Here is a 24,352-nt window from a genome sequence, read left to right as displayed (position 1 = left end):
AATAAGATGTGGAATAGAACCTATTTAGAAAAGGGAGTTTGATATATGGCCAGCTGCAGCCACCAGGCAGAAGTAAAAATACCGATAGAATCTTTGTGGGAATTCGTCAGCAATATTGACCGCTGGGCCCCGCTTGTGCCGGGATATATTGACCATACGATCATCAATGATCGGGAATCGACATGGAGCTTTTATACAGAAGTGGGCATCATGAAGAAGAAGATACAGCTGAAGGTGGAGATCGTAACCTGGCAGGAGCCTGAAAAAGTCACTTTCAATCTTGAGGGAATCAACGAAAAAATTTCAGGTGAAGGCTATTTTTGGGCAAAAAAAGAGAACCGGACCAATATCATGACCGGCTGCCTGACCATTAGGGCCGAGGGCCTTATGGCAAAGATGGCCAACAGCATATTGAGTTCATCCCTGCCTTCCATCACGGTGGAGCTTACAGAGGCGGTTGCCCGGAAAGCTGAAGAAAATTATAACAGAAAAATCAAGACTCCATTATAAATTGCCTATTTAGTAAAACGGTTTGCATAGCTGGATGCCACAAAGGCCTCCGGCTTTATTTTTGGCTCAAGACCCATAGACTCCAGCCTTGCAACCATTTCATTTACGTACTCCCTTGTTTTGTTCCGCGGCCCGGCGCCGATATCGATATGCCCTTCTATCGCAAAAGTAGCTCCTTTGTAGACATGTGGCAGAACGATATCAATCATCCTGTTCTTTTTCTCATCATCAAAGAGGGCCACAACTTCCTCGGTCAGGGAGGTTTCGAACGAAATCCTTTCATGGAGCTGCTGCATCTTCCGGGGAACAGTCGTTTTCCTGATGCAGGCCCAGGCCCCTTTTCCTTCATTCTGAATAACAATCCCCGTTATAAAACGGGTCGACTCGGGATGAACCTGTGAATCTGTACCGACCATCAGCCTGTAATTGCCTGCAGGCTGCCGGGACATAAAGCGCAGGATGCGTTCAAAAACCTTTTCAAAGGTAAGATCATGCTCCTGCAGGTTCTGAAAGCTGAAAGTAGAAAGCGAATCAGTTTTCACTCTTTATCACCGCTTTTCAGTTGGTTTATGGAAAGAACCCGTGCATCCGGGGCATACCGGGTTCTTTTTAACCGTACACCCAAGTGTCTAAAGGTGCTGTAATACATTATATTAATGTAATCAAAGGATGTTGTTCTTTTTTTAAAAGGCCTTTTCTGCACATCTCCATGTTTGCCGGATTGCTGTGAGGATATATAACAGGAGAGAACGTAAGGAGGCTACCGTTATGAAAATCAAGAGTTTATTCCTGAATTGCAGTTTAAAAGCAGGGGCAGAGCCCTCAAATACCCAGCGGCTGATGGATGAGGTAATCGGTCACTTTGATACCCTTGGAGTAGAATCAGAAACCATCAGGCTTGCAGATTTCAACATTTCCTATGGGATTTCCGCCGATGAAGGAGAAGGGGATGAATGGCCGGAAATCTTTGAGAAAGTCAAAGAAGCGGATATCCTGGTCATTGGCACGCCGATCTGGCTCGGGGAAAAGAGCAGCATTGCCACACTGGCAATCGAGAGGCTATACGGCGCAAGCAGCATGACAAATGATAAGGGGCAATATCTTTATTATAATAAAGTAGGCGGAGCTGTTGTCACAGGCAATGAAGACGGAGCAAAGGACGCTTCCAAATCCATCATTTACGGTTTATCACATATCGGCTTTACCATCCCGCCGAATGTGGATGCCTATTGGGTAGGGGAAGCAGGCCCGGGCCCTTCATTCATCGAGGCGGAAGGCTATAAAAACAGCTTTACTAAACAGCACGCTAAAATTCTGGCCTATAACTTATTCCACTTTGCCAGTCTGCTGAAAAACCATCCCATCCCAGCAGAAGGCAATGTGATTGAAGGATAGCTGTACAGAAGAAACAGAGCAGACCTCCCCTCAGGCTGCTCTGTTTCTTTTTGTTTTCTATGCAGGATTTACACTTAATCTCATCAGTAATAAGGAGATTCAAGAACAGACATTGAGGGAATGCTATATTTTGCAATTTCAAGTTGGCAGCAGGAGTGACATTATGGACAGGTTTGAAATGAAACAGCATGCTATTGCCATCATCGGTGCCGGACTCGCAGGTCTTACCTGTGCTTTCCGGCTGAAGCAGGCAGGAATCGAAGCTGTGGTATTTGAATCACAGGCAGACGCAGGCGGCAGATGCCGGACAGACCGGGCTATTTTTGCGGAAGGGCAGTTTGCTGAATGCGGAGGAGAGTTCATTGATTCCAACCATAAAGAAATACTGGGCTTGATCTCTGAACTCGGTTTGCAGACAGATGACCTTACCAGCTTCGAAAAAAAAGGGGGAAAGCCGCTTTATCTTATTAATGGAACAAGCATCCCCGGAGAAAAGATCGAGGATCTCTACAGCCGGATAGCTGACACTGTCAGAGAAGAATACAGGCTTTGCGAATTCCCTCCGTTGTATAACAGGCATTCTAAGCGCGCAAAAGAGCTGGACAGCATGTCGATTGTGGACTGGATCAATCAAAATATAGAGGGAGGAACTGGCTCTGAGTTCGGCCAGCTTTTATGCGATGCATACACAATCGAATATGGGGCAGATTGTGCTGAACAGAGCGCACTTAATCTCATCAGCCTTGTAGGAGGGCTGAATGGATCGCATTTCAATGTATTCGGCACCTCTGATGAAAGATACAGGGTGCGGGGCGGGAACGACCTGATCATTGAGAAATTAAAGCAAAAACTGGACGGGTCTATCCTTTATGACCACCAGCTTACAAGCATCAGATCCCTCGGGCAGGGCGGATATCACCTTGGATTTCAATCGGCTGGGAAAAGGAAGGAAGTCTATGCAGGCAAAGTCGTGATGGCCATTCCCTTTACTGTTTTAAAACAAACAGATTACACAAAGAGCGGCTTCAGCCCTCTAAAAGCAAAAGCAATAGAAGAGCTTGGCATGGGTCATAATTTAAAAGCACATTTTCAATTCAGCAGCAGATTTTGGGAGAAGTTTGCCAGCACCGGAACAATCTATACCAATGATATGTTCCAATCTGCCTTTGAAGCTACCCGGGCACAAAAGGGGGATGCCGGAATCCTTGTACATTATGCAGGCGGAAAGGAAGCCGTTCGGTTAATGAAAGAAGGCAAGGAAAAGCATAAGCGGAGATTCCTGCAGGATTTGTCACGGCTGTTCACAGGTGCAGCAGACCAATTTAATGGCAGGGATTTGATATCCTACTGGATTGCCGGCAGCTGGACTGGAGGTTCCTATTCCTTCAGGAAGGTCGGCCAGCACACCGGTTTTGCAGGAGTTGAGATGGAGAAGGAAGGAAGCTGCTATTTTGCCGGGGAGCATACATCCATCCTTTATCAGGGCTATATGAATGGAGCAGTAGAGAGCGGGGGCAGGGCAGCACTTGAAGTGCAGATGGACCTTTTGGACGAACATCATAAAGGCACTCTATAAAGCTATATTCCCCGGGGTCTCTGCCCTGCCCCGGATTATAGTGTTATGTGAAGCCAGAAAGGAATGGTATACTGCTTATAAGCCGGTTATAATTCCGGGATGAAATTCGCAAACCGCTAAAAAAGGAGAATACTCATGCTAAAAGAAAATCTTGCTTCATACATAGAAAAAGAACAAAAAGAGAAAGGGACTGCCCTGATTTTTGAAAAAGAAAAAGAATATCTCGGAATGACAGACTCTGATTCAGCTGATGGATTCACAATCGGCAATGAGGGAGACCGCTTCCGGGAGGCTTATTTGGAAAGAGGCGATAAGGAAACAGAAGAAATCCTTGCTGAAGAATCGCCAGATTTTCTGGAAAAGCCCATTTCCTATTTCCGTGAGCATAAACGCGAGTTTGTATACATGGAGTCCAAATGGTTTGATGTCATTGGCGCAGATGCTGTCTCTCTTGAAGTGGATGATGTGTTCGGCAACTACGATATTATGCTTGGATTAAAACTGCAGAAGAAGTATCAGAAATACCTCAAAGACAGCCTGGATAAAGGGCTTGAAGGCAGCGGGGACGCTTATGATCTGATGTTTGATTCAGGTGAAGGCATCTGGAATTTAAATTTTTCCCTCGATGCTCTTCCTGGTTATCATGGCGGATTGTCAGTCGGGGAAGCATACAGTCTAGTATATGGATTCCTATTTAATCTTGCTGAGGGTGCACAAAGTCAGCAAGGATAAAGTTCTTGACATTTAATTAAAGGATTGCCATAATATTAAGAATATTATTAAAGGTTATTTATTGGAAAAGTAAGCAAGGGAGGGTGCAAATGATATGGTGCGATACCGCATTCACATCATTTGCTTCTTTTTCACCCATTCCCTTCAGCACTTCAAAGCATAATAGCAGAAAAGGAGTTTTCAAAAATGACAGATTGCCAGATCAGCGTAACTTTAAGGAACGAAAAAAAGGTCAAGCCGGAAGCAGCGGCACTGGAATTCGGCAGAAATTTCACTGACCATATGTTCGTGATGGACTATAAGGAAGGGTTCGGCTGGCATGATCCCCGCATCATTCCCTACCAGCCGCTCACATTGGATCCGGCAGCCATGATTTTTCATTATGGCCAGAGCGTCTTTGAAGGGCTTAAAGCATACCGGACAAAAGATCAGGAAATCCTTTTATTCAGGCCGGAAAAAAATCTGGAGAGACTGAACAGATCCAACAGCAGGCTTTGCATACCGCACATTGACGAGGACCTGGCGCTTGAAGCCCTCAAAAAACTGCTGATGATCGAAGAAGAGTGGGTTCCTTCTGCTGAAGGCACTTCCCTCTATATAAGGCCTTTTGTCATTTCCACAGAACCATATTTGGGAGTGGCTCCTTCTGCAAGCTATCAGTTCATCATCATCCTTTCCCCTGTCGGTGCCTATTACAAGGAAGGGATCAATCCCGTCAGAATCGCGGTAGAAAGGGAATTCGTCAGGGCCGTCCCAGGCGGCACCGGCAATGCCAAGACAGGAGGCAACTATGCCGGAAGCCTGAAAGCCCAGCAGGGTGCCGGCAAAGGCGGATATGCCCAGGTATTATGGCTGGATGGAAAAGAAAAAAAGTATATTGAAGAAGTTGGGAGCATGAATGTCTTTTTCAAAGTGAATGGAGAAATCATCACGCCGGCTTTGAATGGAAGCATTCTTGAAGGGGTTACCAGGAATTCAATCATTGCCCTGCTTGAAGAATGGGGGCACCAAGTTACGGAAAAAAGGATTTCCATCGAGGAGCTGGCACAGGCTTACCGGAATCGGGAGCTCGAAGAAGCTTTTGGCACAGGGACTGCAGCAGTCATTTCCCCGATCGGCGAATTTCTATGGCAGGATGAAAAGCTTGTCATCAATAATGGAGAAACCGGGGAGCTGAGCCGGAAGCTGTATGATACACTGACTGGCATCCAATATGGCAGAGTTGCGGATCCTTTCGGGTGGACGGTGAAGGTGGAGAAGCCGGCAGCAGCGAAAGTGTAAGACTGAATACTGGAAGATGCTTAAATAAGCCCGGCAAATGCCGGGCTATTTATATTGCTGGCATTTCCTGATTACGTCAATCCGCTTCCGCTTTTCTTTATGTCCAGCTCCAGCGGCTAGAGCCTCGAGTCATAAGCCGCCTCCGCTTTTCTTTTACCCAGCTTTTTCTCTCTTAGTTCAGTATAATGGATAGAGACGCTATTCTAGTTTCGGAGTGATTTCTTATGAATATTGTATGGTTCAGGAAAGACTTAAGGATTCATGACCATCGGCCGCTTGCAGAGGCATGTGCTTCAGCGGAGGAGGTTATCCCTTTATATATAGCAGAACCGCTTTCAGGCCGGAAGGAAGTCTCAAGACGCCATATCCAATTTGCCGCAGAGGGGCTTGAGCAGCTGGATGAGGGCCTAAGGGGTCTTGGAGGAAGATTATTTGCCGCTCAAGGCACCATCATCGATATACTCGAAGAGCTACTGAAAAGATACGGTGATTTCTCCCTTTTTTTCCACCTGGAATACGATACGGATACTGACAGACAGGCTGCGGAGTGGATGGTGTCTAAAGGACTGCCTTTCTATCCTTTCCATCCTCCAGGCCAGCTGGAAAAACCAAAGAGCAAGAGCAGGTTCAGAAAGCTTTGGCAGGAGTCAATGCTTGAGGAGCTGACAGATCCTCCGGCTGCGGTCAGAGTTCCGGAAAAGGTGCCGGATTTTCTTAATCTTTCTGTTCAGAAGGCATTAGGCATGAAAGTTAAAGGAGAGGCCATCAGGTTTGGACAAAATGGCGGGGAAAAAAGGGGAATAGAAACACTGGAATTTTTCATAGGGGAACAGCTCGCCAACTATGAAAAAAACTATCAAAAACCGCTCGCTTCTTCTTTCTCTTCCAGCAGGCTTTCCCCGTACCTGGCATACGGTAATATTTCACCAAGGCTCGCCTACCATGAAGCCGCAAAGAAGGCGGAAAACTGTACAGAAACTGAGAAGCAGCAGCTAAGCCTTTTTCAATCAAAGCTGCTTGAGCGGAGTGAGGCATTGCAGTGGCAGGAAAAAGAAACACAAGCAAATGCAGCCGATAGTAATTCCGCCAGAGCGCATGATGCAGAGCTTCTTGAAAAATGGCGGACAGGAAATACCGGAATTCCTTCGATTGATGCGAGTATGCGCTGCCTGCGCAAAACCGGCTGGCTCAATTACAGCAGCAGAAGGATGCTGGCAGGCTTTGCCTGTAATATACTTCTATTAGATTGGGAGAAGGCTGCACTGGAGCTCGCCCTTTTGTTCCTTGACCACGAGCCTGCTGTTCACATGAAAGAGATGGGCATTCTTGCCGGTAAAAGCGGCTCAAAAACCGTCAAAATCATCGATCCGGTCAAATGGGGAAAAGAGCTTGATACTGATGGAAGCTTTATCCGCCGGTATGTTCCGGAGCTGAAGGATGTGGATGCGGCATATATACACGAACCCTGGCTGTACCCTGGTTTTTTTCAGCTTGGATACCCAGCTCCCATTTGTGATGTACGGAAAGCAATTAAGCAAGCAAAAAGGCAAATAGAGGACCAGAAGAAAGATCAGAAACCTAAAGACATACTTAAAAGTAAAAAAGCAGCTCTTGAAAGTGAAGAACAGCTTACCTGGGATTTCGATTAAAGCTGAAAACCGGAAAAGGCTCAGGGGGAAAATCTGAAAATATGCTTTTAGCCGCGAAATGTTTTATAATAGGTAAAGGGCAGGATGTTCATCCGCTGAAGTCCCTCGGTTGAAGAAGATGTTTTTCCAGCTGATCCTCCCCGTGAGTGATCAGCTTTTCTATATGATAGCAGTAAAGATAAGCTTAGAATGCAACAGCAGGAAAGGCGGAATAAAAATTGTTCCAGGATGTAGGAATTGAGAAACTTTTAGAACTGAAGGATAAACGAAAGCTTGTACTGGTAGATGTAAGGTCTCCTTCTGAGTATAAGGACAGCACGATACCGGGAAGCATCAATATACCTTTGTTCAATGATGAAGAGCGGGCTGAAATCGGCACAATTTACAAACAGGTGAGTGTTGAAGCTGCCAAAGAACGCGGTCTGGAAATCGTTTCGGCCAAGCTTCCGGATTTTATCAGGGAATTTAATGCCGTTGAAGGCGACAAAGCCGTATTCTGCTGGAGAGGCGGGATGAGGAGCAGAACCTCTGCCACCCTCCTTGATCTGATGGGCATACGCACATACCGGCTAGAAGGCGGTGTCAGAGCGCATCGCAGATGGGTTGTCGAAACGCTTGAAGGACTCAAGCTTAAGCCCAAAGCATTCGTCTTGAACGGCTATACAGGTTCAGGGAAAACGGCCATTCTAGAGAAGCTGGCAGAAAAGGACTATAGTGTGATCGATCTCGAGGGACTTGCCAGGCACCGCGGTTCCATCTTTGGCCATATCGGCCTTGAACCGAGCAATCAGAAAATGTTCGATAGCAGGCTGCTGAGAAAGGTGCTCGAGGTGCAGGATTCTCCTTTTGTCTTTTTTGAAGCTGAGAGCAAAAGGGTTGGGAAGGTGGTGCTCCCTGAATCTATCATTGAAAAGAAGGAACAGGGGATCCAGCTGTTCATTGAGATGCCGATGGAAGAAAGAGTCCGCCATATCCTGGAGGATTACAAGCCATGGGATCATCCTGAAGCATGCTTTAATGCGTTCAGCCATATTAAAAACAGGATCCACACACCGATTGCTGCCGAAATAGAACAGAATCTCATTGATGAAGAGTATGGGTCAGCGGTTGCGCTGCTCCTTAAATATTATTATGATCCCCGTTATACGCATACAGCTAAAATGTATCCGGAAGACAGGATCGTGACTATTCAAGCCGCAAATATCGAGGATGCTGCCCAAAAGATAGAAGAGTACGTACTATCACAATCTCCGGTTGCGCAATAATTCTTGTATAAATAGGGCTGCATGCTGTCATGCAGCCCTATTTATTTTTGCTTTTAATGGTAAAATTAACCTAATGAGATGATAAGGTGGGGGTATGATTGGCTTTTTACAAACTTTTGGGCTTATCTGATACAAACATAGACAGGCAAATTAAAATACGGGAAGCGGTCAGGGCAATCATTATACAAGATGATCTGATCCTTCTTCTGCAGACAATTACAGGAGGCTATAAATTTCCCGGAGGAGGGGTAGAGGAAGGAGAAGCCTGCACGGAAGCACTGATCAGGGAAGTTGCAGAGGAAACAGGCTACACAAGCTGCAGGGTTAAAGAAAAGGCTGGGGAAGTCGTTGAAAGGCGTATCGACGAATATGATGACCGCTTCATTTTTCAAATGAATTCACATTTTTATATCTGTGAATTAAATGATTTCGCTTTGGCAGCGCAGCAGCTGGATACATATGAAGCAGAGCTGGGATTCATACCCAAATGGGTGGCCATTGATGAAGCAATAGAAGAAAATAAGAAAGCCATCGGGAAAATAAAAAATCATACTTGGCTAAAAAGGGAAAATTTTGTACTCGAAGAGCTTAAAGTTATGCTAATCAACCACTAAAAGCAAAAAGCATCCGGAGGGTTATGCTCCGGGCGCTTTCCTTTTGTTCTTTCCTGGCTGGAGGGAGGCAAAGCTATATCCTTTGAGTTTGATCTCTTTTAATAACTCAGGCAGGATATCAGCAGTCTGCTTTAGTTCATGCAGGAGGATAATGGCTCCATCTTCCAGATGATCAGTTACATTGCAAATGATTTTTTCCGGGTTTCCTTTAAGCTCCCAATCAAGGGATGCAATTCGCCACATTACAGGGGTCAATTCGAGTTCATTGGCCGCCTTAAGGGTAGCTTCATTATACTGGCCAAAAGGCGGACGGAAGAATACAGGCGCCTTTCCGGTAACCCGGCGGATCTTCTCTTTGCTGGTTTCCAGGTCCTTATATTGATCCTCACAGGAGAGAGCAGCCATATTTTTGTGGCGGGATGAATGAGTTCCAATGATATGCCCTTCATCGAGCACTCTTTCCCATGGCCTTTCAGGATACAGAAGCCGTGTCTGCCAGAAAAAAGCGGCATATGCATTTTCCGCTGCCAGGCTGTCCAAAATGGAATGCAAATGCCTGCCAGGTCCGTCATCAAAGGTTAAAACCACTGACGGCTTTTCACCGGGCTGTAATTTTGATAACACTTCATTATCTGCTGAGTCGTACACGACTCTTGTCTCATCAACCACTCAAGGACTTTTTGTCATAAGTATTCTCCTTCCCCGGATCAGACCGGAATAAATTCAGCCCCATAGGTCTGTTTATACAATTCATCTGTGAATTCATCTGGTTTCCCGTCAAAGATGAGGCTGCCATCTTTTAAGGCAAGAATGCGTGTTGCATAGCGCTTTGCGAGGGAAACATCGTGAACATTAATGATGGTCAGAAGGCCATGCTCTCTGTGAAGGGACTGAAGAAGCGAGAAAATCCTCTCTGATGTCCCGGGATCAAGGCTTGCCACAGGTTCATCACCAAGAAACACTTTGGGAGACTGGAGCAGGGCCCTTGCTATGCCGACGCGCTGCTTCTGTCCTCCGCTCAATTGTTCAACTTTCCTTCCGGCAAACTCACTCAGGCCGACATCTTCCATCACACTGCGGGCAAGTCCAATTTCTTTTCTGGAAAAAGCGCCTATCAGATTTTTGAAAGTGTTTCTGTAGCCAAACATTCCTGTCAGGACATTTTGCATGACTGTCAGACGGGGGATGAGATTATAATGCTGAAAGATCATGCCCATTTCCCTCCGTACAAGCCGTTCTTCCTCGGCAGATTTGCCGGATACCGGCTTGCCCTGAAAGTATACTTCCCCAGCAGAAGGCTTCTGGAGCCCATTCATGCAGCGGATCAGTGTAGACTTCCCGGCACCGCTTTTTCCAAGTACACATATGAATTCTCCTTGGTTCAGTTCAAGGTTTATGTTATGCAGGGCAGGGGAGTCAGCCTTCGGATAACGTACGGTAACATTCTCCAGCTTGATCATAAGCCCAGCCTCCTTTTAAATCACTTTATTTCTGACAAAGCTTCCAAACAAATCGACGATTACGACTATGACCATAATAATCAGCACATCGAGAGAAACGGCAGAATAATGGAAGGTCTTGAAATCATTGAACAATCTCTGTCCTATTCCGCCTCCGCCGATAAAACCAAGAATCAGAGAGGTACGGATCGCTACCTCGAACCGGTAGAAAAACTGGGACAGCACATTAGGCCAAATTTGCGGCAGGATGCTGAACAGGGAGGCAAACCAGCTTTTGGCGCCGACTGCCCGCATGGCTTCCTGCGGCCCGCGCTCTGAGGACTCTATCAGTTCTGATATCAGCTTTCCAAGTACACCGGCATTATGGAACAAAATGGCCAGTACAGCAGGAAAAGGCCCAAGGCCCAAGGCCGTAAGAAGGATCAGCCCAAAGACGATCTCCGGCACTGAGCGGACGAAACTGAGGCCTAGCCTTGTCACATGATAGACTGCTTTCGATGGGGAAGTGTTCCTTGCAGCCAGGAAACTGAGCGGCAATGCCGCCAGCAGGCCGAGGAAGCTCCCCAGAAATGCCATCGCCAATGTTTCCATGCTATCCTGGAGCATCCGGGGCAGGAGCGAGAAATCCATTGGAAACCACTGCGATAAAAAGTCGATCATATTCCGGAAATCACGGAATTTAGTCAGATCAAACTCTGTAAGACGGGCACTGGCGTATACAGCCAGTGCCAGCAGAAGAACAGTAAAAATACTACGCTGTTTAAACCACACAATAATCAGCTCTATTCGTTAATGATTCCCTGTTTGACAGCTGCTTCCCTGATGCTTTCATACTGTTCATTGGAAGCCTCGGTAAAACCTGTTGCGCCAAACGCATCAAGCACTTCTTTATCATCGATCGCCAGGAATGTTTCCTGAAGCTTTTCTATTGTTTCTTTATCTGTATCTTGATGAACTGCCCAAGGATACTGGAAAAGTTTCTCGGATTCCCAGATTGTCTTAAACTGCTCTCCATCAATTTTCCCTGAATCTACAAGCTGATTGTAGATGGCGCTGTCAATCGCACCGGCATCCACCTGCTTGTTTTGGACAGCCAGGGCTGTAGCATCATGGGAACCTGTGAATCTGACTGATTTGAACTTATTGTCATCCTCGGATGTATAAACACCCTGATCCTGCAGTTCAATGGAAGGGATAAGGGAGCCGGACGTTGAATTGATATCGCCAAAAGCAAAATCAATTTCTCCTGCTGCTGCTACCATGTCTTCCATGTTATTGTACGGGCTGTCTTTATGTGTGACGATATATGAATGGTAGAAAGGCTCTCCATCTATCAGCTGGGTGATGATTGCTTCAGCACCACTTTTTTCATGTGCAACCACATATGTAAGCGGTCCAAAATAGGCCATATCGATTTTATCGTAGTTCATCGCTTCAACTACGCCATTATAATCAGGATAAACCTCAACATCCACTTTCCTGTCCAGCTCTTTTTCAAGGATCGACTGAAGCTTGTCCATGGCCGTTTCCATTGCACCTTCCGTTTGTACCGGTATGACGCCGATTGTGAAAGCTTCTTCATTATTATTGCTGTTTTCTTTTTGTTCTGTGCCTTCCTCTGAACCGCAAGCGGCAAGAATCATGATCAGCGTAAAGGCAGCTGCAGTCATTAGCCATTTTTTCATCAATAAAACACCTCATTAATATAATTGGGGGGATGGGCAGAGAGGCAGCATAAGCTTTAAGCAAATCTGCCTGACATCCCATACCCCTTAAAAAAGGACTCTAATCGAGTCCTTTTACAATACTTTAATCTTCCCGGGAGATTGATCTGTTACTTCGCCGATGATAGCAGAAGTGACATTTCTTTCTTCAAGGGCCTTTTGCAGTGCTTCAGCTTCCGCCTCAGGCACAGAAATCAGCAGCCCGCCTGAAGTGATGGCATCACACAGAATCAGCTGGGTTGTTTCATCAATATCAGGATTGTACTCAATCCGCCCTGACAGCCATTTGTGGTTCTTCCTTGAACCGCCAGGAATGATATTCTGTTCTGCTAGCTCACGTGTCCTTGGAAGGACCGGTACACTACCGCTGTTGATGATAACACCGGCTCCGCTGCCTTCAGCAAGCTCGATCGCATGGCCGAGGAGGCCAAAGCCAGTCACATCGGTACAGGCATTCACCTGGAAGCTTTCCATTGCTTCTGCGGCATCTTTATTAAGTGCAGCCATTACGTTCATGACAAGATCGATATCTTCCTTCTCGAGCAGGTCCCGCTTGATCGCTGTCGTAAGGATGCCGACACCGATCGGCTTTGTCAAAATCAAACGGTCGCCAGGCTTAGCGCCGGCATTGGCCCTGATTTTATCCGGATGCACAACACCTGTGACTGAGAGTCCGAATTTGGGCTCCTGGTCATCGATCGAGTGTCCTCCGACAAGGGCGGCCCCTGATTCCATGACTTTGTCTGATGCTCCTGCCAGGATGTCAGCAAGGATGCTCTTATCAAGAGTGCTGATAGGGAATCCTACGATATTCATAACTGTGATCGGTTTTCCGCCCATTGCATAGACATCGCTTAATGAGTTTGCAGCCGCAATCTGGCCGAACATATAAGGGTCATCCACAATCGGTGTGAAAAAGTCGAGCGTCTGCACTAAAGCAACATCATCGCTTATTTTATATACTCCTGCATCATCGGAAGTATCAAGCCCGACAAGCAGATTTGGATCAGGTACAGCTTTGGGCAAATGACGCAGAACCTGCGCCAGGTCCTCAGGACCAATTTTGCATCCTCAGCCCCCTTTTGTTGATAGCGAAGTCAATTTGATGATTTCTTCTCTGGACATGAATTCCTCTCCTTTCATTAAACAAGGGCTGTCCCAAACAAGCTGTTCAGGAAGGGGCAAGCACCCTGCTGTATATCCTCAGCATACTTTCGGCCTCAGATACATTAGAGTGGTGTTCTGCTATGTAATTTTCAGCAGCAGCTCCAAGTTTTTTTCTTATCTCGTAATTATTGATCAAGCGCTCGGCATAAGCAAGAAATTCGACTTCATTCTGATAAACAAATCCGGTGGTTCCGTGCTTTACAAGGCTTATGTTTCCTTCATTGGCTGAAACTAATACAGGCAATCCGCAATCCATCGCTTCTATGATGGCTGCCGGCTGTCCCTCGGAAATAGAAGTGTTCAGGAGGGCATCTGCACATTCGTAAAGACTTCCCATTTTACTGTGGGGAATCTGGCCGATATAGTCGATCCAATCTTCCTGTTCCGCCAGCTTTTTCACGTATGATCCTTCTTCTTCTTCAATGACAGGACCTGAAATCACTAAACGGATATGGGGATACCTGTCATGCAGTTTTTTTAGGGATGTGATTGCGAACGGGATATTCTTGATTTTCCTGATCCCGGCTGGAAGCAGGAAGACAAATGTATTTTGCTCTTTCTTAAAAACAGGCTCCATCATTTCAAACTGACTTCTTCCTTGTGGAATCACATAGACCTTTGCTTCAGCATCGGGAACTTCGCTAATGAGAAGCTGCTTTGCCTGTTCATTGAAGACTGTAACGGCTTTTGCTTCCTGAAGCGTCCTGATTATATCCTGCCGCCTTTCATGATGAAAAAGATCCTGATTCAGGTCGGTTCCTGTCATTGTGATCACATAGTTATCTATCGGCATACCAAGCTCTTTCTTGTAAAGGAAAAAGCGGTAAGCATGAAAACCATGGACGATATCTCCCTGTGGAAGGGGGGATGCGGGTCTTTCTGTTGAAGAAACAATTTTTGTATCTGCTCCAAGCCTGCGGAGGCCGTCAGATATTCTTTTAACGGTAATTGTATTTCCACGTTCCTGATGGAAATTGGGAGAAGCCAAAATAATCTTCATCATGTCACTCCTTTTATGCCGATTCTCTGCTGCAAAAACTGACAGCCGCCTGCCGCTAAAGCATACACAATCAGTAGTATATACATACCCTCAAAATTATACCGGAATACCTCTTGAAATCAAGAGAAATGCACAGTTATCCAAGGGATAGTTGACAGAGCAAAAGGTTATATGATATTAAAAAATTAGCACTCAGCTTCAAAGAGTGCTAATGTAACTTCAACATATTCAGGGAGGGAGAAATAAAATGGTAAAGCAGCAATTCAAAGCAGAATCAAAAAGACTGCTGGAGATGATGATCCATTCCATCTATTCCAAAAAAGAAGTATTTTTAAGAGAGCTGATCTCAAACAGCAGCGATGCCATTGACAAGCTGTATTACAAAGCACTGACAGATGATTCAATCAGCTTCAACAAAGAAAACTATTACATAAAAATTACCCCTGACAAAGAAAGCCGCACTCTTGTCATTAAAGATACCGGGATCGGGATGACAAAGGAAGAACTTGAGGATAACCTGGGCGTTATCGCCAAGAGCGGCTCATTGAATTTCAAAACCAATACTGAGCTAAAAGACGGCTATGATATCATCGGCCAATTCGGGGTCGGCTTTTATGCAGCCTTCATGGCTGCAGACTCCGTTACTGTCATCAGCAGGGCCCATGGGAGCACAGAAGCATACAAATGGGAGTCAGAGGGAGCAGAAGGCTTCTCAATCGAGCCTGCCGTCAAGGAAGAAACAGGAACAGAGATCATCTTGAAAATTAAAGAAAATACAGAAGAAGAGAATTATGATGAATTTCTTGAAGAGTATTCACTAAAGAGCATCGTCAAAAAGTATTCCGATTTTATCCGCTATCCTATCCTGATGGATGTGCCAGGCAGGCGGCCTAAGGAAGGCTCAGATGGTGAATTTGAGGATTACACGGAAGAACAGACCATCAACAGTATGGTGCCGATCTGGAGAAAAAATAAAAGTGAGCTGACGGAAGAAGACTATGAAAAGTTTTATGCAGAAAAGCATTTTGGTTTTGATAAGCCGCTGAAGTCCATTCATATCAATGTTGACGGTACCATCCGCTATAATGCGGTGCTCTTTATTCCAGAGAAAATTCCGTTCGATTATTATTCCAAAGAATACGAAAAGGGGCTTGAGCTGTATTCAAATGGCGTTCTGATTATGAACAAGTGTGCCGAGCTGCTTCCTGATTATTTCAGCTTTGTGAAAGGAATTGTTGATTCAGAGGATCTGTCCCTGAATATCTCGCGCGAAATCCTCCAGCAGGACCGCCAGCTGAAGCTTATTGCAAAGAATCTCGGGAAAAAGATTAAAAGCGAACTGCAGTCTATGCTGAAGAATGATCGGGAGAAATACGAAGCATTTTACGAGTCTTTCGGCAGGCAGCTGAAATACGGGGTATACAGCGATTTCGGCAGCAACAAGGATATGCTCCAGGATCTGCTGATGTTCCATTCTTCAAAAGAAAACAAGCTAGTCACACTGGATGAATATATTTCTAGAATGCCTGAGGACCAGAAGTATATTTATTATGCTGCCGGGGAATCCATCAGCCGGATTGAAAAGCTCCCGCAGACAGAGCTTGTCGCCGACAAAGGTTATGAAATATTGTACTTTACCGAAGATATCGATGAATTTGCCATCAAGATGCTGTTGAACTACAAAGAGAAGGAATTCAAGTCTGTATCCAGCTCAGATTTGGGGATTGAAGCTGAGGAAAATGATAAAAGCGAAGAAAAAGCCTATCAGGAAATGTTCACAAGCATGAAGGATCTGCTGGCAGGGAAGGTAAAGGAAGTCCGTGCTTCCAGGAGACTGAAAAGCCATCCTGTCTGCCTGGCAGCAGAAGGGGATCTGACCATTGAAATGGAAAAGATTCTGAACAGCATGCCTGACAGCCAAAATGTACAAGCTGAGAAAATTCTGGAAATCAATCCCAATCATGAGGTTTTTGCTTCACTGCAGAATGCGTTTGCAAATGACAAAGAGAAGCTGGCACTATACACCAATCTATTATACAACCAGGCTTTGCTGATTGAAGGATTGCCGATCAGCGATCCTGTGGAGTTTACGAATGATATATGCAAGGTTATGAATTGACCTTTGATCCTGCACAATAATGAGAAAGACGAACTTTCATAGACCATGAGAGTTCGTCTTTTTTGTTATTTTTTCTGAATTCTGCTATTACGCCTATCCACAAAGCAAACCGATTTCATAAGCTGTTACATCAGGCAAGGAGGTGAAAATAATGAAAGAAAATTATTTGCGATGGTCTGAGCATCCTTATGCTGGAGAAAGAAAACCGCCATCAGAAGGTGTTACGCCATATGCCGGTTCCTGGCCGCTGATCTTTTTAAAAAGGGACAGTGACGGCCATTTTCTTGATCCCAATTACAAAAAAATCGTTTTACCAATTAAAGATCCTCACTATATCGATTTTCATCGTGAATTAAAAATCGTTCAGCGGACATTGAACAACCTGACACCTCAGCAAAAGAAGATCGGCATTTATTATGGTACAGGTGTTCCGACAAAGCAATGGACACCAGTCATTGACAAGCTGATCGATACGTATGGTGTCGGTCCAACCCAAGCGGCAAGGATTCTTGCTGTTGTTCAAGGTGCTATAAATGACAGTATGGTGGTTACCTGGCATTTAAAATACCTTTGGGATGCAGCAAGGCCCAATCAGTATGACCAGACACTTGAAACATTGCTGTGCACCCCGAGGTTCCCTGCCTATCCTTCAGGGCATGCAGTCATGTCAGGCTGTGCAGAAGTCATGCTGACCTATTTTTTCCCTAAAGAAGCAGGAAAGATTAAAAGGATCTCAAAAGAAGACGCCATTAGCCGGCTATATGCAGGAGTCCACTTCCCTTCGGATAATGATGAAGGGCTGAGGCTTGGAAGACATATTGGAAAAGTGATTGTCAGCCACCTGAAACGCCAGTCAGACGAGCGGGGGCAAATTCTGGATTTATCTGACAGCAAGTACCGGAACGCAAACATCCTTTCAGAGGATTACCAGCAGGCTATCCCGTTTGACTTTAATGAAAGATGCCTGTCGCTTACAAGGGATGCTGATGTTGGAGTTAAAAAGAATACTGAAGCTGCTAAACCATACTTGAAATTTTAAAAACTAATTACGCCCGACCAAAAGCTGGATTTTAGTCCAGCTTTTCATTTTGAAAATCATTTACCGCATTAAAGATTCAATCCCGGCTTGTGGTTTGCTTCAATTGGAATAAAAGCAGATTGAGAAACACTGAATAATCCGGAGGCAGTTAATTTAATTTCCGGGATAACAGGAAGAGCCAGGAAGGATAATGCCAAAAAAGGGTTAACATCTTTTTTTGCACCTAGATGTTTCAGGGCGTTATTGACGTCTGCCAGCATAGACGCTGCTTCTTCATAAGACTGATCGGACATAAGTCCCGAAACAGGCAGCTTCAGCGAGGCAAGCATTTCGCCTTCCTCAATGACAGCAAGGCCGCCCTGCATATCCTCCACAGCCCTTAGAGCAGCTAACATATCTTTATCATTTGTGCCTGCAATGATGAGGTTGTGTGAATCATGGGCTACCGTAGAGGCAATCGCTCCGGATTGAAGGCCGAGCCCTTTAACAATTCCCAATCCGATATGCCCAGCTGCACGGTGGCGCTCAATGACGGCCAGATTCAAAAGATCCCTTGATGTGGAGGGCTGAAAGCTGTTTTGGCTGTCCAGATCAATTTCCTCAATTATATGCCTGGTAACCAGGCTTCCAGGGAGAATCTCTATGACGTTGGCTTTATTTCCTGTCATTCTGATTTTTAAATCTTCCTGGCGGGTAATGCTTATTTTTACCGTATTTTTGAGCATGGCTGCAGGAGGCACGCCTCTAAAACAGCCTTTTGGCAAAAGTTTACCAGCAGAAACGACTTCAACGCCTTCTTTAAATACCCGCTCAATGATCAGCTCTTCAAGCGATTCAAGGAAAACCATATCAGCTTTATACCCAGGGGCCAGTGCTCCCTGATTCTTCAAACCAAAACACTCTGCTGCATTCAGGGTCGCCATTTGAATGGCAGTTATAGGAGGGAGGCCTGACTTCACTGCCAGCCTGATATGGTGGTCAATGCTTCCTTCCTCAAGCAGGTCATCCAAATGCTTGTCATCTGTGACAAACAGACATCTGCGGCTGTTCTGCTGATTGACTGCAGGCAGCAGTTTCTCAAGATCCTTTGCTGCAGTTCCTTCGCGGATCATCAAATACATCCCTTTACGCAATCTTTCCTTTGCTTCTTCAGCGGTTATTGCTTCATGATCGGTGCGGATGCCCGCAGCACTATACACATTTAACCCGGATGCGCCTAAGCCTGCAGCATGGCCATCGATTTTTTTCCCGGCAGATTCTGCTGCAATGATTTTCTCGATCATGTCAGTTTGTGCATTCAATATAGCAGGGTAGTTCATGACTTCTCCAAGCCCAAGAACTCTGGGATGGCTAAAGAATGGCTTTAGATCAAGAGAATCCAGCCTTGCACCGGCATATTCAAAATCAGCAGCAGGAACTGAGGAAGGCAGCATTAAATAAAAATCAAAAGGCAGTCCTTCAGAAGCATCCAGCATGTACTGCAGACCGGAAATGCCTGATACATTCGCAATTTCATGCGGATCTGCCACAGCAGCAGTCACACCATGAGTCAGCAGCACCCTGGCAAATTCCCCGGGGGACAGAAGGGAGGATTCAATATGGACATGGCCGTCAATGAATCCAGGAGAAATATAGCTTCCTTTTGCATCGGCAATCTTATGGCCCTCATACTCGCCAATGCCCGCGATATACCCGTCTGCAATGGCAATATCCCCATAAATGACCTCACCGTTAAAAACATCTATGATCTTTCCATTTTTAATGACCAAATCAGCAGGCTCTCTGCCGGCAGCCACTGCAATCCGGCGTATCAATCGTTCTTTTATCATTTTTATCCTCCTAAAAAGGAAGTACTTTATATCTCAATAATCAATCTTAGAAAAAGACTTCTCCCACAATTTAAACGGCATTAAAGCTTCATCCATTTTAACCTGCCGCATTTCTATGCTGCGCTGTTCAAGCGGGAGGGAGAGCTGCTCATAAATAAACTGATCATCAAATCCTGCAGCGGCTGCATCTTCTTTTGTACAGGCAAAATATACTGCTTTTGGGCGAGCCCAGTAGATAGCGCCAAAGCACATTGGGCATGGCTCACAGCTGGTATAGATTTCACAGCCGCTCAGCTGGAAATCCTGAAGATGCAGGCAGGCAGCACGGATCGCCTGTATTTCTGCATGTGCTGTAGGATCATTAAGCGAAGTGACCCGGTTTGTGCCTGTGCCGATCACCGTACCATCCTTCACAACAACCGCTCCAAAAGGACCTCCCAGATGGGCAGCAGCATTCTCCAAAGCAGCCTCTACTGCATTTTCCATAAAATAAAGGTTCGTCAACAGGATCACTCCAATTTAAGGTATTTTATATATTATTGGAGTGATAGGGATAAAAAAGCATTCGGTTTGGGAGGAAATCTGACAGGAAATTTATATAAAGGGCTTAAAAAATGGAAGAAAGATGACAAAGTGAACAATTTTACCGACATAGAACATATGTTCTTTTCGCTAAAAACAGCACATGCTATAATGATTGATATAGAGTTTCTTATCAGGAAGGTGAATGAATATGTGGAAAAAGGTTGACGGAAAACTGATTCAAAGAACAGATGAATCAAGGGTAAAGTTCAGGACTAATATCAGCAAAGCGTTGATTGAAAACCTGAATGAACTGGCTTATGAACATGATACCCATGTGAATTATTTACTCGAAACAGGACTCAAAAAAGTCCTTGAGCAGGATTATATTGATTTCAATAAGAAAAATCGGCCTAAAGACAGAATCCAGTACAAAACTACATATGACAGCAGCCTGATTGAACAGGTAAAAACCTTCGCCAAGAAACATGATGTTTTTATCAATGATGTGATTGAGTACAGCGCAGGATACATTGATATAAAGTCAGCAAAAGACAGCGGTTATAAGCACAGGATAGAGTAGGCAGCTTAAGCTGTCCTGTTTTTTAAAACTACGCCCCGAACATAATATATATTATAGGAAGTCATATAAACGAATGGATTTCTAGTCTCAATAGTTAAGTATACTTAAGATAGTGAGACGAAATAAAAATTTTATAGGATTTTGACTGCATTTGAGTTTTTGGCCAATTTGCTGGATTTTTAAACTTTTTATATGAGAATCTTTATTTTTGATTTTTTGATTCACTATAATGGTTATCTATTATTCAATATCCTGATTTTTTTGCTGCTGGCTTCCAGTATACTTACAATCATACATATCGGCATCTATATACTTACAGCAGTTTTATATTTATCGGTGATTTTTTCTTATTATTAGTTTCTCTTGATTTATAAACTTATTTAAGTAGTTCTTTTGCACAGCTGTACCTCTGCTATTAGAAAACCTTATTTTAATTTACATAATATATTTATATTCCACTTACTCCCATGCATCTGTCTCAGCTTATGTAAACAAGCCCCGGTCATTGCCCGGAGCTTGTTCTCTTGTCATATTTAGATAACCGGCTGCTGTAAGCTATTTAAATACTGCCTTGGTGTTCCATAATAAATGATCTTGCTGAACTGCGGAAATACGGAATCAAACTGAACGTAAATCGGTGAATCCAGCAGCCACGGATAGCTTGAGAAAAAGCTCCTGTCTCCGTAAATGATCGCTTTCAGCGCTAAATCCATTTCCCGCTGAAAGATCATAAACCGCACCTTTGAGAATTTTTCGTCAAACTCTCCCCCGCTCACATATACCGATGCCTTAAGAACATATTGCCCCATCTGAGGCAGCCACTCAGCCAGAACTTCATCCCTGAATTTATTATTGATTGTGCTGTAATCATAAACGCAACCAATGCTAAGAAACAGGTCACCAGTCTCATCTGAATGTGTAAGCGTATATTTCCTGGCATCGACAGGCTTTTGCTCTGTTGCCGGAGCCAGGTACCGGACGCTTAGTTTCTGAGGATCAAATTGACTCATAGCAAGCTGCTCTCCCTTCGGAAAGAAGTTATACCTGCTATATCATATGAAGTTAGTCTCATGAGGGTGACAAAGGCCTATCTCTTTTTATGCCCCCTCCCTGTCTCATACAGCTTGGTTTCAAGCACTTTCCAGCTGCCATTTTCATATATCCATGAAGATTCAGCAAATGCTATCGAATCCGCGTGATATGCCCCGCTGATCTGCTGTACACCCTTTAAGCCGATTTTTCCTTCCCCAAGCATGATGGGGATGAGTGTCCCAAAAGGATCGACCATCAGTTCAGCCGGTTCATTCAGTTTGCCGTTATGATAGAGTCCCAGTCGTTCATAGTCATCTTTTCTCTCTGCCAAATCAAAAGTATAAGATTGGCCTGTCGCAGGAATGGAAACAGAGGCTTTATAGCCGTCCAGAAATTCACTGTCGATGACTAAAGGTTCCGGAACAGTCAAATTTTCAAGTTTGAAGTCTTTTAAGGTATACAAGTAGTAGTTGGAGAGTCCGCCGCTGCCCCCAGTGGGAACCGTTGCGAATAGATCCTTTACTCCATCATGGTTCAAATCGCTGAACTTAACAGAAGGCTCATATCCCCCTTCTAAATCAATCCTGTAAGTCTGGCCATTCGAAGCCTCAATGATCACGTAGACTTCCTTTAAAAAGGCTGCCCCTTCCTCATATGGAATTCCTTTTATGTAAATGGTATCTTTTTCTCCATCTCCGGTTATATCTTCTTTCTTCTTCTCGACCGTTTCTGTCTTGTCAGCTTGTTCAACTGCATAGGCACCAGTTATGGCTGACACTGACATAAAGAAAAATGCCGCGAATGCGAACAATAGTTCTCTTCTCATAAAAACCGCCCTTTCCGAACAATTTTATTCGTATTATGTCCAGAAATGGGAAATCTATGTACCTGTTCAAAGACTATATTTTTATGCTTTTTAACTGAGGAGCTGCTGATCTGCACTCCAGGCACTTCGCTTTCCGCGGGACGGCGCTGAGCCTCCTCGCCCTAGCGCGCTGTGGGGTCACAGCTTTGCCGCTGCGTTCCCGCAGGACTTTGAATCAGCTTCCACGAATCTGCATCGCACAAAGAAAATGCGCATGCATTTTATGAGGAGTCTCCGTGCCCTCCATTTTGATCAACAGTGCTTGGGAATTTTGCTGTCTCTCTTGCTGGGTCTCTTATGAAAGATGGTTTAGGCGCTGGTTTTTTCCTCTATACTGCAAAATGATTCTACGGCTATATAAAAATGGCCTCCCTGCTCAGGGAAGCCATTCTCATTAGTTCAATTTTTTCTTCTTTAAAGCCTGCTCTTTAGTTTCCCAGTATTCAATATTTTTTAATCCCGGGATGCTGTCAGAATAAAAGACAGGATCTTTTCCTTCCCTGCGCTGATTTTTGTAGTCCTTCAGCGCTGCAAATGCTATTTTGCCAAGCATGGTGATGGCAATCAGGTTGATGATGGCCATGATGCCCATGAACAGGTCGGCAAGTCCCCATACAACTTCAAGATCGACTGCTGCACCGAAGATGACCATTCCGATTACTGCCAGCCGGTATATAAAGAGAGCGGTCTTGTTTTCTTTAATGAATTCAATATTTGTTTCACCGTAGTAATAGTTGCCGATAACAGAGCTGAATGCGAACAAAAGGATTGCGATTGCTACAAAATAGCTTGCCCATGAGCCTATATGCGTTGCCAGGGCAGACTGTGTAAGCTCGATCCCTGTCAGATTTGTTCCCGCATAATCACCTGATAAAAGGATGATAAATGCTGTTGCAGAACAAATCAGGATCGTATCCACGAATACGCCAAGAGTCTGAATAAGACCCTGTTTCGCCGGATGTGTAACGGCAGCTGTAGCAGCAGCATTCGGCGCGCTCCCCATACCCGCTTCATTGGAGAAGAGCCCCCGCTTGATCCCCATCATGACGGCAGCGCCCATGGCACCCCCGGCTGCTTCCCTGAAGCCGAATGCACTCTCAATGATCAAACCGAACATAGCCGGTATTTCAGTAACATTCATAATCAGGATAACAATAGCAAGAATCAGGTAGAGAACAGCCATGACAGGCACAAGCACCTGTGATACATGGGCAATCCGCTTGACCCCTCCAAAGATAATGACAGCCGTGAAGATTGCCAGCACGATGCCGATCCACAATCTGCTGATCCCGAAGGACTGATTAAATGCCAGCGAGATGGTATTGGACTGGACAGAGTTGAATACCAGCCCGAAACAGAAGGTAATGATAACCGCGAACAATATCCCCATCCAGCGTTTGTTTAAGCCTCTTTCCATATAGTAGGCCGGACCACCGCGGAAACCGTCTTTATCTTTTACTTTATAAATCTGGGCAAGCGTGCTTTCAACAAAGCTGGAAGCCGCTCCAAGGAAGGCGATGAGCCACATCCAGAATACTGCTCCCGGTCCTCCCCCTGCAATGGCTGTAGCGACACCGGCCATATTGCCTGTGCCAATGCGCGAAGCAGCACTGATGCTGAACGCCTGGAATGAAGAGATCCCTCTCTTGCCTTCAGCAGAAACCATCGACTTATCGCCGAGGATCCTGAACATTTCCTTAAAGTATCTCAGCTGCACAAATTTAGTCTTAAAGCTGAAATACAATCCCAGCAGAATCAATCCTGCTATTAAAATATATGTCCATACAAAATCATTTACCAGGCCAACATATTCCTGGAACTCGTTCACAAAAGTCTCCATTCGTTTCCCCCTTGGCTGTCTGTCAGCAAATTGTTATCTTAAAATAGTAACTCCCTTAAATCTATCAGAAGTTTCACTGGCGGACAAGATGAAAATGCTTTCATGCCCTTGCTGACAGATTAGTTTATGTAAACGTAATCTTTATACCCT

The 24,352-nt window shown here is 45.0% G+C and carries 23 protein-coding genes; 11 read left to right on the top strand and 12 right to left on the bottom strand.

Annotated features, from left to right (window positions below; genetic code table 11):
- Positions 1–45 precede the first annotated feature (45 nt).
- On the top strand, positions 46–510 hold the full coding sequence (locus CYJ37_RS02185; RefSeq protein ID WP_101547733.1) for a CoxG family protein: 465 nt from the start codon (positions 46–48) through the stop codon (positions 508–510).
- A 5-nt stretch (positions 511–515) separates the two neighbouring features.
- Here CYJ37_RS02185 and CYJ37_RS02180 read toward each other — a convergent pair whose 3' ends face one another.
- The gene (locus CYJ37_RS02180; RefSeq protein ID WP_101547732.1) at positions 516–1,052 is read right to left on the bottom strand and encodes a ribonuclease H-like YkuK family protein; all 537 of its coding nucleotides are present in this window, start codon (positions 1,050–1,052) and stop codon (positions 516–518) included.
- A 226-nt stretch (positions 1,053–1,278) separates the two neighbouring features.
- On the opposite strand from CYJ37_RS02180, the gene CYJ37_RS02175 reads away from it, so the two are divergent.
- The 7 genes from CYJ37_RS02175 (at position 1,279) to CYJ37_RS02145 (ending at position 9,022) form a co-directional block, all read left to right on the top strand.
- Positions 1,279–1,905, top strand: a complete 627-nt coding sequence (locus tag CYJ37_RS02175) for a flavodoxin family protein (RefSeq protein ID WP_094769261.1) — start codon at positions 1,279–1,281, stop codon at positions 1,903–1,905.
- Positions 1,906–2,068: 163 nt separating this feature from the next.
- Complete coding sequence (locus CYJ37_RS02170; protein ID WP_142385212.1) at positions 2,069–3,481, top strand: flavin monoamine oxidase family protein; 1,413 nt, start codon at positions 2,069–2,071, stop codon at positions 3,479–3,481.
- Between the two features lie 135 nt (positions 3,482–3,616).
- The gene (locus CYJ37_RS02165; RefSeq protein WP_101547730.1) at positions 3,617–4,213 is read left to right on the top strand and encodes a branched-chain amino acid aminotransferase; all 597 of its coding nucleotides are present in this window, start codon (positions 3,617–3,619) and stop codon (positions 4,211–4,213) included.
- A 186-nt stretch (positions 4,214–4,399) separates the two neighbouring features.
- Positions 4,400–5,494 carry a branched-chain amino acid aminotransferase gene (locus tag CYJ37_RS02160; RefSeq protein ID WP_022543841.1) on the top strand — a complete coding sequence of 365 codons (1,095 nt, stop codon included), beginning with the start codon at positions 4,400–4,402 and terminating at the stop codon, positions 5,492–5,494.
- Between the two features lie 224 nt (positions 5,495–5,718).
- A complete protein-coding gene (locus tag CYJ37_RS02155; protein ID WP_101547729.1) occupies positions 5,719–7,143 on the top strand; it encodes an FAD-binding domain-containing protein in 1,425 nt (474 codons plus the stop codon).
- A 218-nt stretch (positions 7,144–7,361) separates the two neighbouring features.
- On the top strand, positions 7,362–8,408 hold the full coding sequence (gene mnmH, locus CYJ37_RS02150; RefSeq protein ID WP_009793891.1) for a tRNA 2-selenouridine(34) synthase MnmH: 1,047 nt from the start codon (positions 7,362–7,364) through the stop codon (positions 8,406–8,408).
- A 98-nt stretch (positions 8,409–8,506) separates the two neighbouring features.
- Complete coding sequence (locus CYJ37_RS02145; protein WP_094769255.1) at positions 8,507–9,022, top strand: NUDIX domain-containing protein; 516 nt, start codon at positions 8,507–8,509, stop codon at positions 9,020–9,022.
- 21 nt (positions 9,023–9,043) lie between these two features.
- On the opposite strand, the gene CYJ37_RS02140 is transcribed toward CYJ37_RS02145, so the two are convergent.
- The 6 genes from CYJ37_RS02140 to CYJ37_RS02115 all read right to left on the bottom strand — a co-directional run bounded on the left by CYJ37_RS02140 (position 9,044) and on the right by CYJ37_RS02115 (position 14,376).
- Positions 9,044–9,646 (bottom strand): polysaccharide deacetylase family protein, encoded by a 603-nt coding sequence (locus CYJ37_RS02140; RefSeq protein ID WP_050767302.1) that lies wholly within the window; start codon positions 9,644–9,646, stop codon positions 9,044–9,046.
- Between the two features lie 83 nt (positions 9,647–9,729).
- Positions 9,730–10,482 (bottom strand): phosphonate ABC transporter ATP-binding protein, encoded by a 753-nt coding sequence (gene phnC, locus CYJ37_RS02135; RefSeq protein WP_009793894.1) that lies wholly within the window; start codon positions 10,480–10,482, stop codon positions 9,730–9,732.
- 15 nt (positions 10,483–10,497) lie between these two features.
- Entirely contained in the window at positions 10,498–11,253 is a 756-nt protein-coding gene (phnE, locus tag CYJ37_RS02130; protein WP_101547728.1) for a phosphonate ABC transporter, permease protein PhnE, read from the bottom strand.
- Positions 11,254–11,264: 11 nt separating this feature from the next.
- Positions 11,265–12,167, bottom strand: coding sequence for a phosphate/phosphite/phosphonate ABC transporter substrate-binding protein (gene phnD, locus CYJ37_RS02125; RefSeq protein WP_101547727.1), 903 nt, complete (start codon positions 12,165–12,167; stop codon positions 11,265–11,267).
- Between the two features lie 114 nt (positions 12,168–12,281).
- Positions 12,282–13,331: a selenide, water dikinase SelD gene (selD, locus tag CYJ37_RS02120; RefSeq protein WP_083783106.1), complete on the bottom strand. Its 1,050-nt coding sequence runs from the start codon at positions 13,329–13,331 to the stop codon at positions 12,282–12,284.
- A gap of 46 nt (positions 13,332–13,377) precedes the next feature.
- Positions 13,378–14,376, bottom strand: a complete 999-nt coding sequence (locus tag CYJ37_RS02115) for a glycosyltransferase (RefSeq protein ID WP_180827228.1) — start codon at positions 14,374–14,376, stop codon at positions 13,378–13,380.
- A 244-nt stretch (positions 14,377–14,620) separates the two neighbouring features.
- Between CYJ37_RS02115 and htpG the strand changes: the two genes are divergently transcribed.
- Together htpG and CYJ37_RS02105 are read left to right on the top strand one after the other, a co-directional pair.
- Positions 14,621–16,492: a molecular chaperone HtpG gene (gene htpG, locus CYJ37_RS02110; protein WP_101547725.1), complete on the top strand. Its 1,872-nt coding sequence runs from the start codon at positions 14,621–14,623 to the stop codon at positions 16,490–16,492.
- Positions 16,493–16,643: 151 nt separating this feature from the next.
- A complete protein-coding gene (locus tag CYJ37_RS02105; protein ID WP_101547724.1) occupies positions 16,644–17,531 on the top strand; it encodes a vanadium-dependent haloperoxidase in 888 nt (295 codons plus the stop codon).
- A gap of 68 nt (positions 17,532–17,599) precedes the next feature.
- On the opposite strand, the gene ade is transcribed toward CYJ37_RS02105, so the two are convergent.
- Both ade and CYJ37_RS02095 read right to left on the bottom strand, forming a co-directional pair.
- Complete coding sequence (ade, locus tag CYJ37_RS02100; protein WP_101547723.1) at positions 17,600–19,360, bottom strand: adenine deaminase; 1,761 nt, start codon at positions 19,358–19,360, stop codon at positions 17,600–17,602.
- Positions 19,361–19,393: 33 nt separating this feature from the next.
- Complete coding sequence (locus tag CYJ37_RS02095) at positions 19,394–19,846, bottom strand: nucleoside deaminase (RefSeq protein WP_035402596.1); 453 nt, start codon at positions 19,844–19,846, stop codon at positions 19,394–19,396.
- 241 nt (positions 19,847–20,087) lie between these two features.
- Here CYJ37_RS02095 and CYJ37_RS02085 point away from each other — a divergent pair, with 241 nt between their 5' ends.
- Positions 20,088–20,465 (top strand): rRNA methyltransferase, encoded by a 378-nt coding sequence (locus CYJ37_RS02085; RefSeq protein WP_232217716.1) that lies wholly within the window; start codon positions 20,088–20,090, stop codon positions 20,463–20,465.
- A 533-nt stretch (positions 20,466–20,998) separates the two neighbouring features.
- Here the strand turns inward: CYJ37_RS02085 and CYJ37_RS02080 are convergent.
- From CYJ37_RS02080 to CYJ37_RS02070, 3 genes are all read right to left on the bottom strand, one after another.
- Positions 20,999–21,475: a staygreen family protein gene (locus CYJ37_RS02080; protein ID WP_101547721.1), complete on the bottom strand. Its 477-nt coding sequence runs from the start codon at positions 21,473–21,475 to the stop codon at positions 20,999–21,001.
- A gap of 77 nt (positions 21,476–21,552) precedes the next feature.
- A complete protein-coding gene (locus tag CYJ37_RS02075) occupies positions 21,553–22,323 on the bottom strand; it encodes a hypothetical protein (protein ID WP_101547720.1) in 771 nt (256 codons plus the stop codon).
- Between the two features lie 433 nt (positions 22,324–22,756).
- Positions 22,757–24,202 (bottom strand): alanine/glycine:cation symporter family protein, encoded by a 1,446-nt coding sequence (locus tag CYJ37_RS02070; RefSeq protein ID WP_101547719.1) that lies wholly within the window; start codon positions 24,200–24,202, stop codon positions 22,757–22,759.
- Positions 24,203–24,352: the final 150 nt, after the last annotated feature.

The organism is Bacillus sp. UMB0728 (genome assembly GCF_002858875.1).
GTDB classification, from domain to species: Bacteria; Bacillota; Bacilli; order Bacillales; family Cytobacillaceae; genus Bacillus_AB; species Bacillus_AB infantis.
This window is presented reverse-complemented; position numbering and strand designations above follow the sequence as displayed.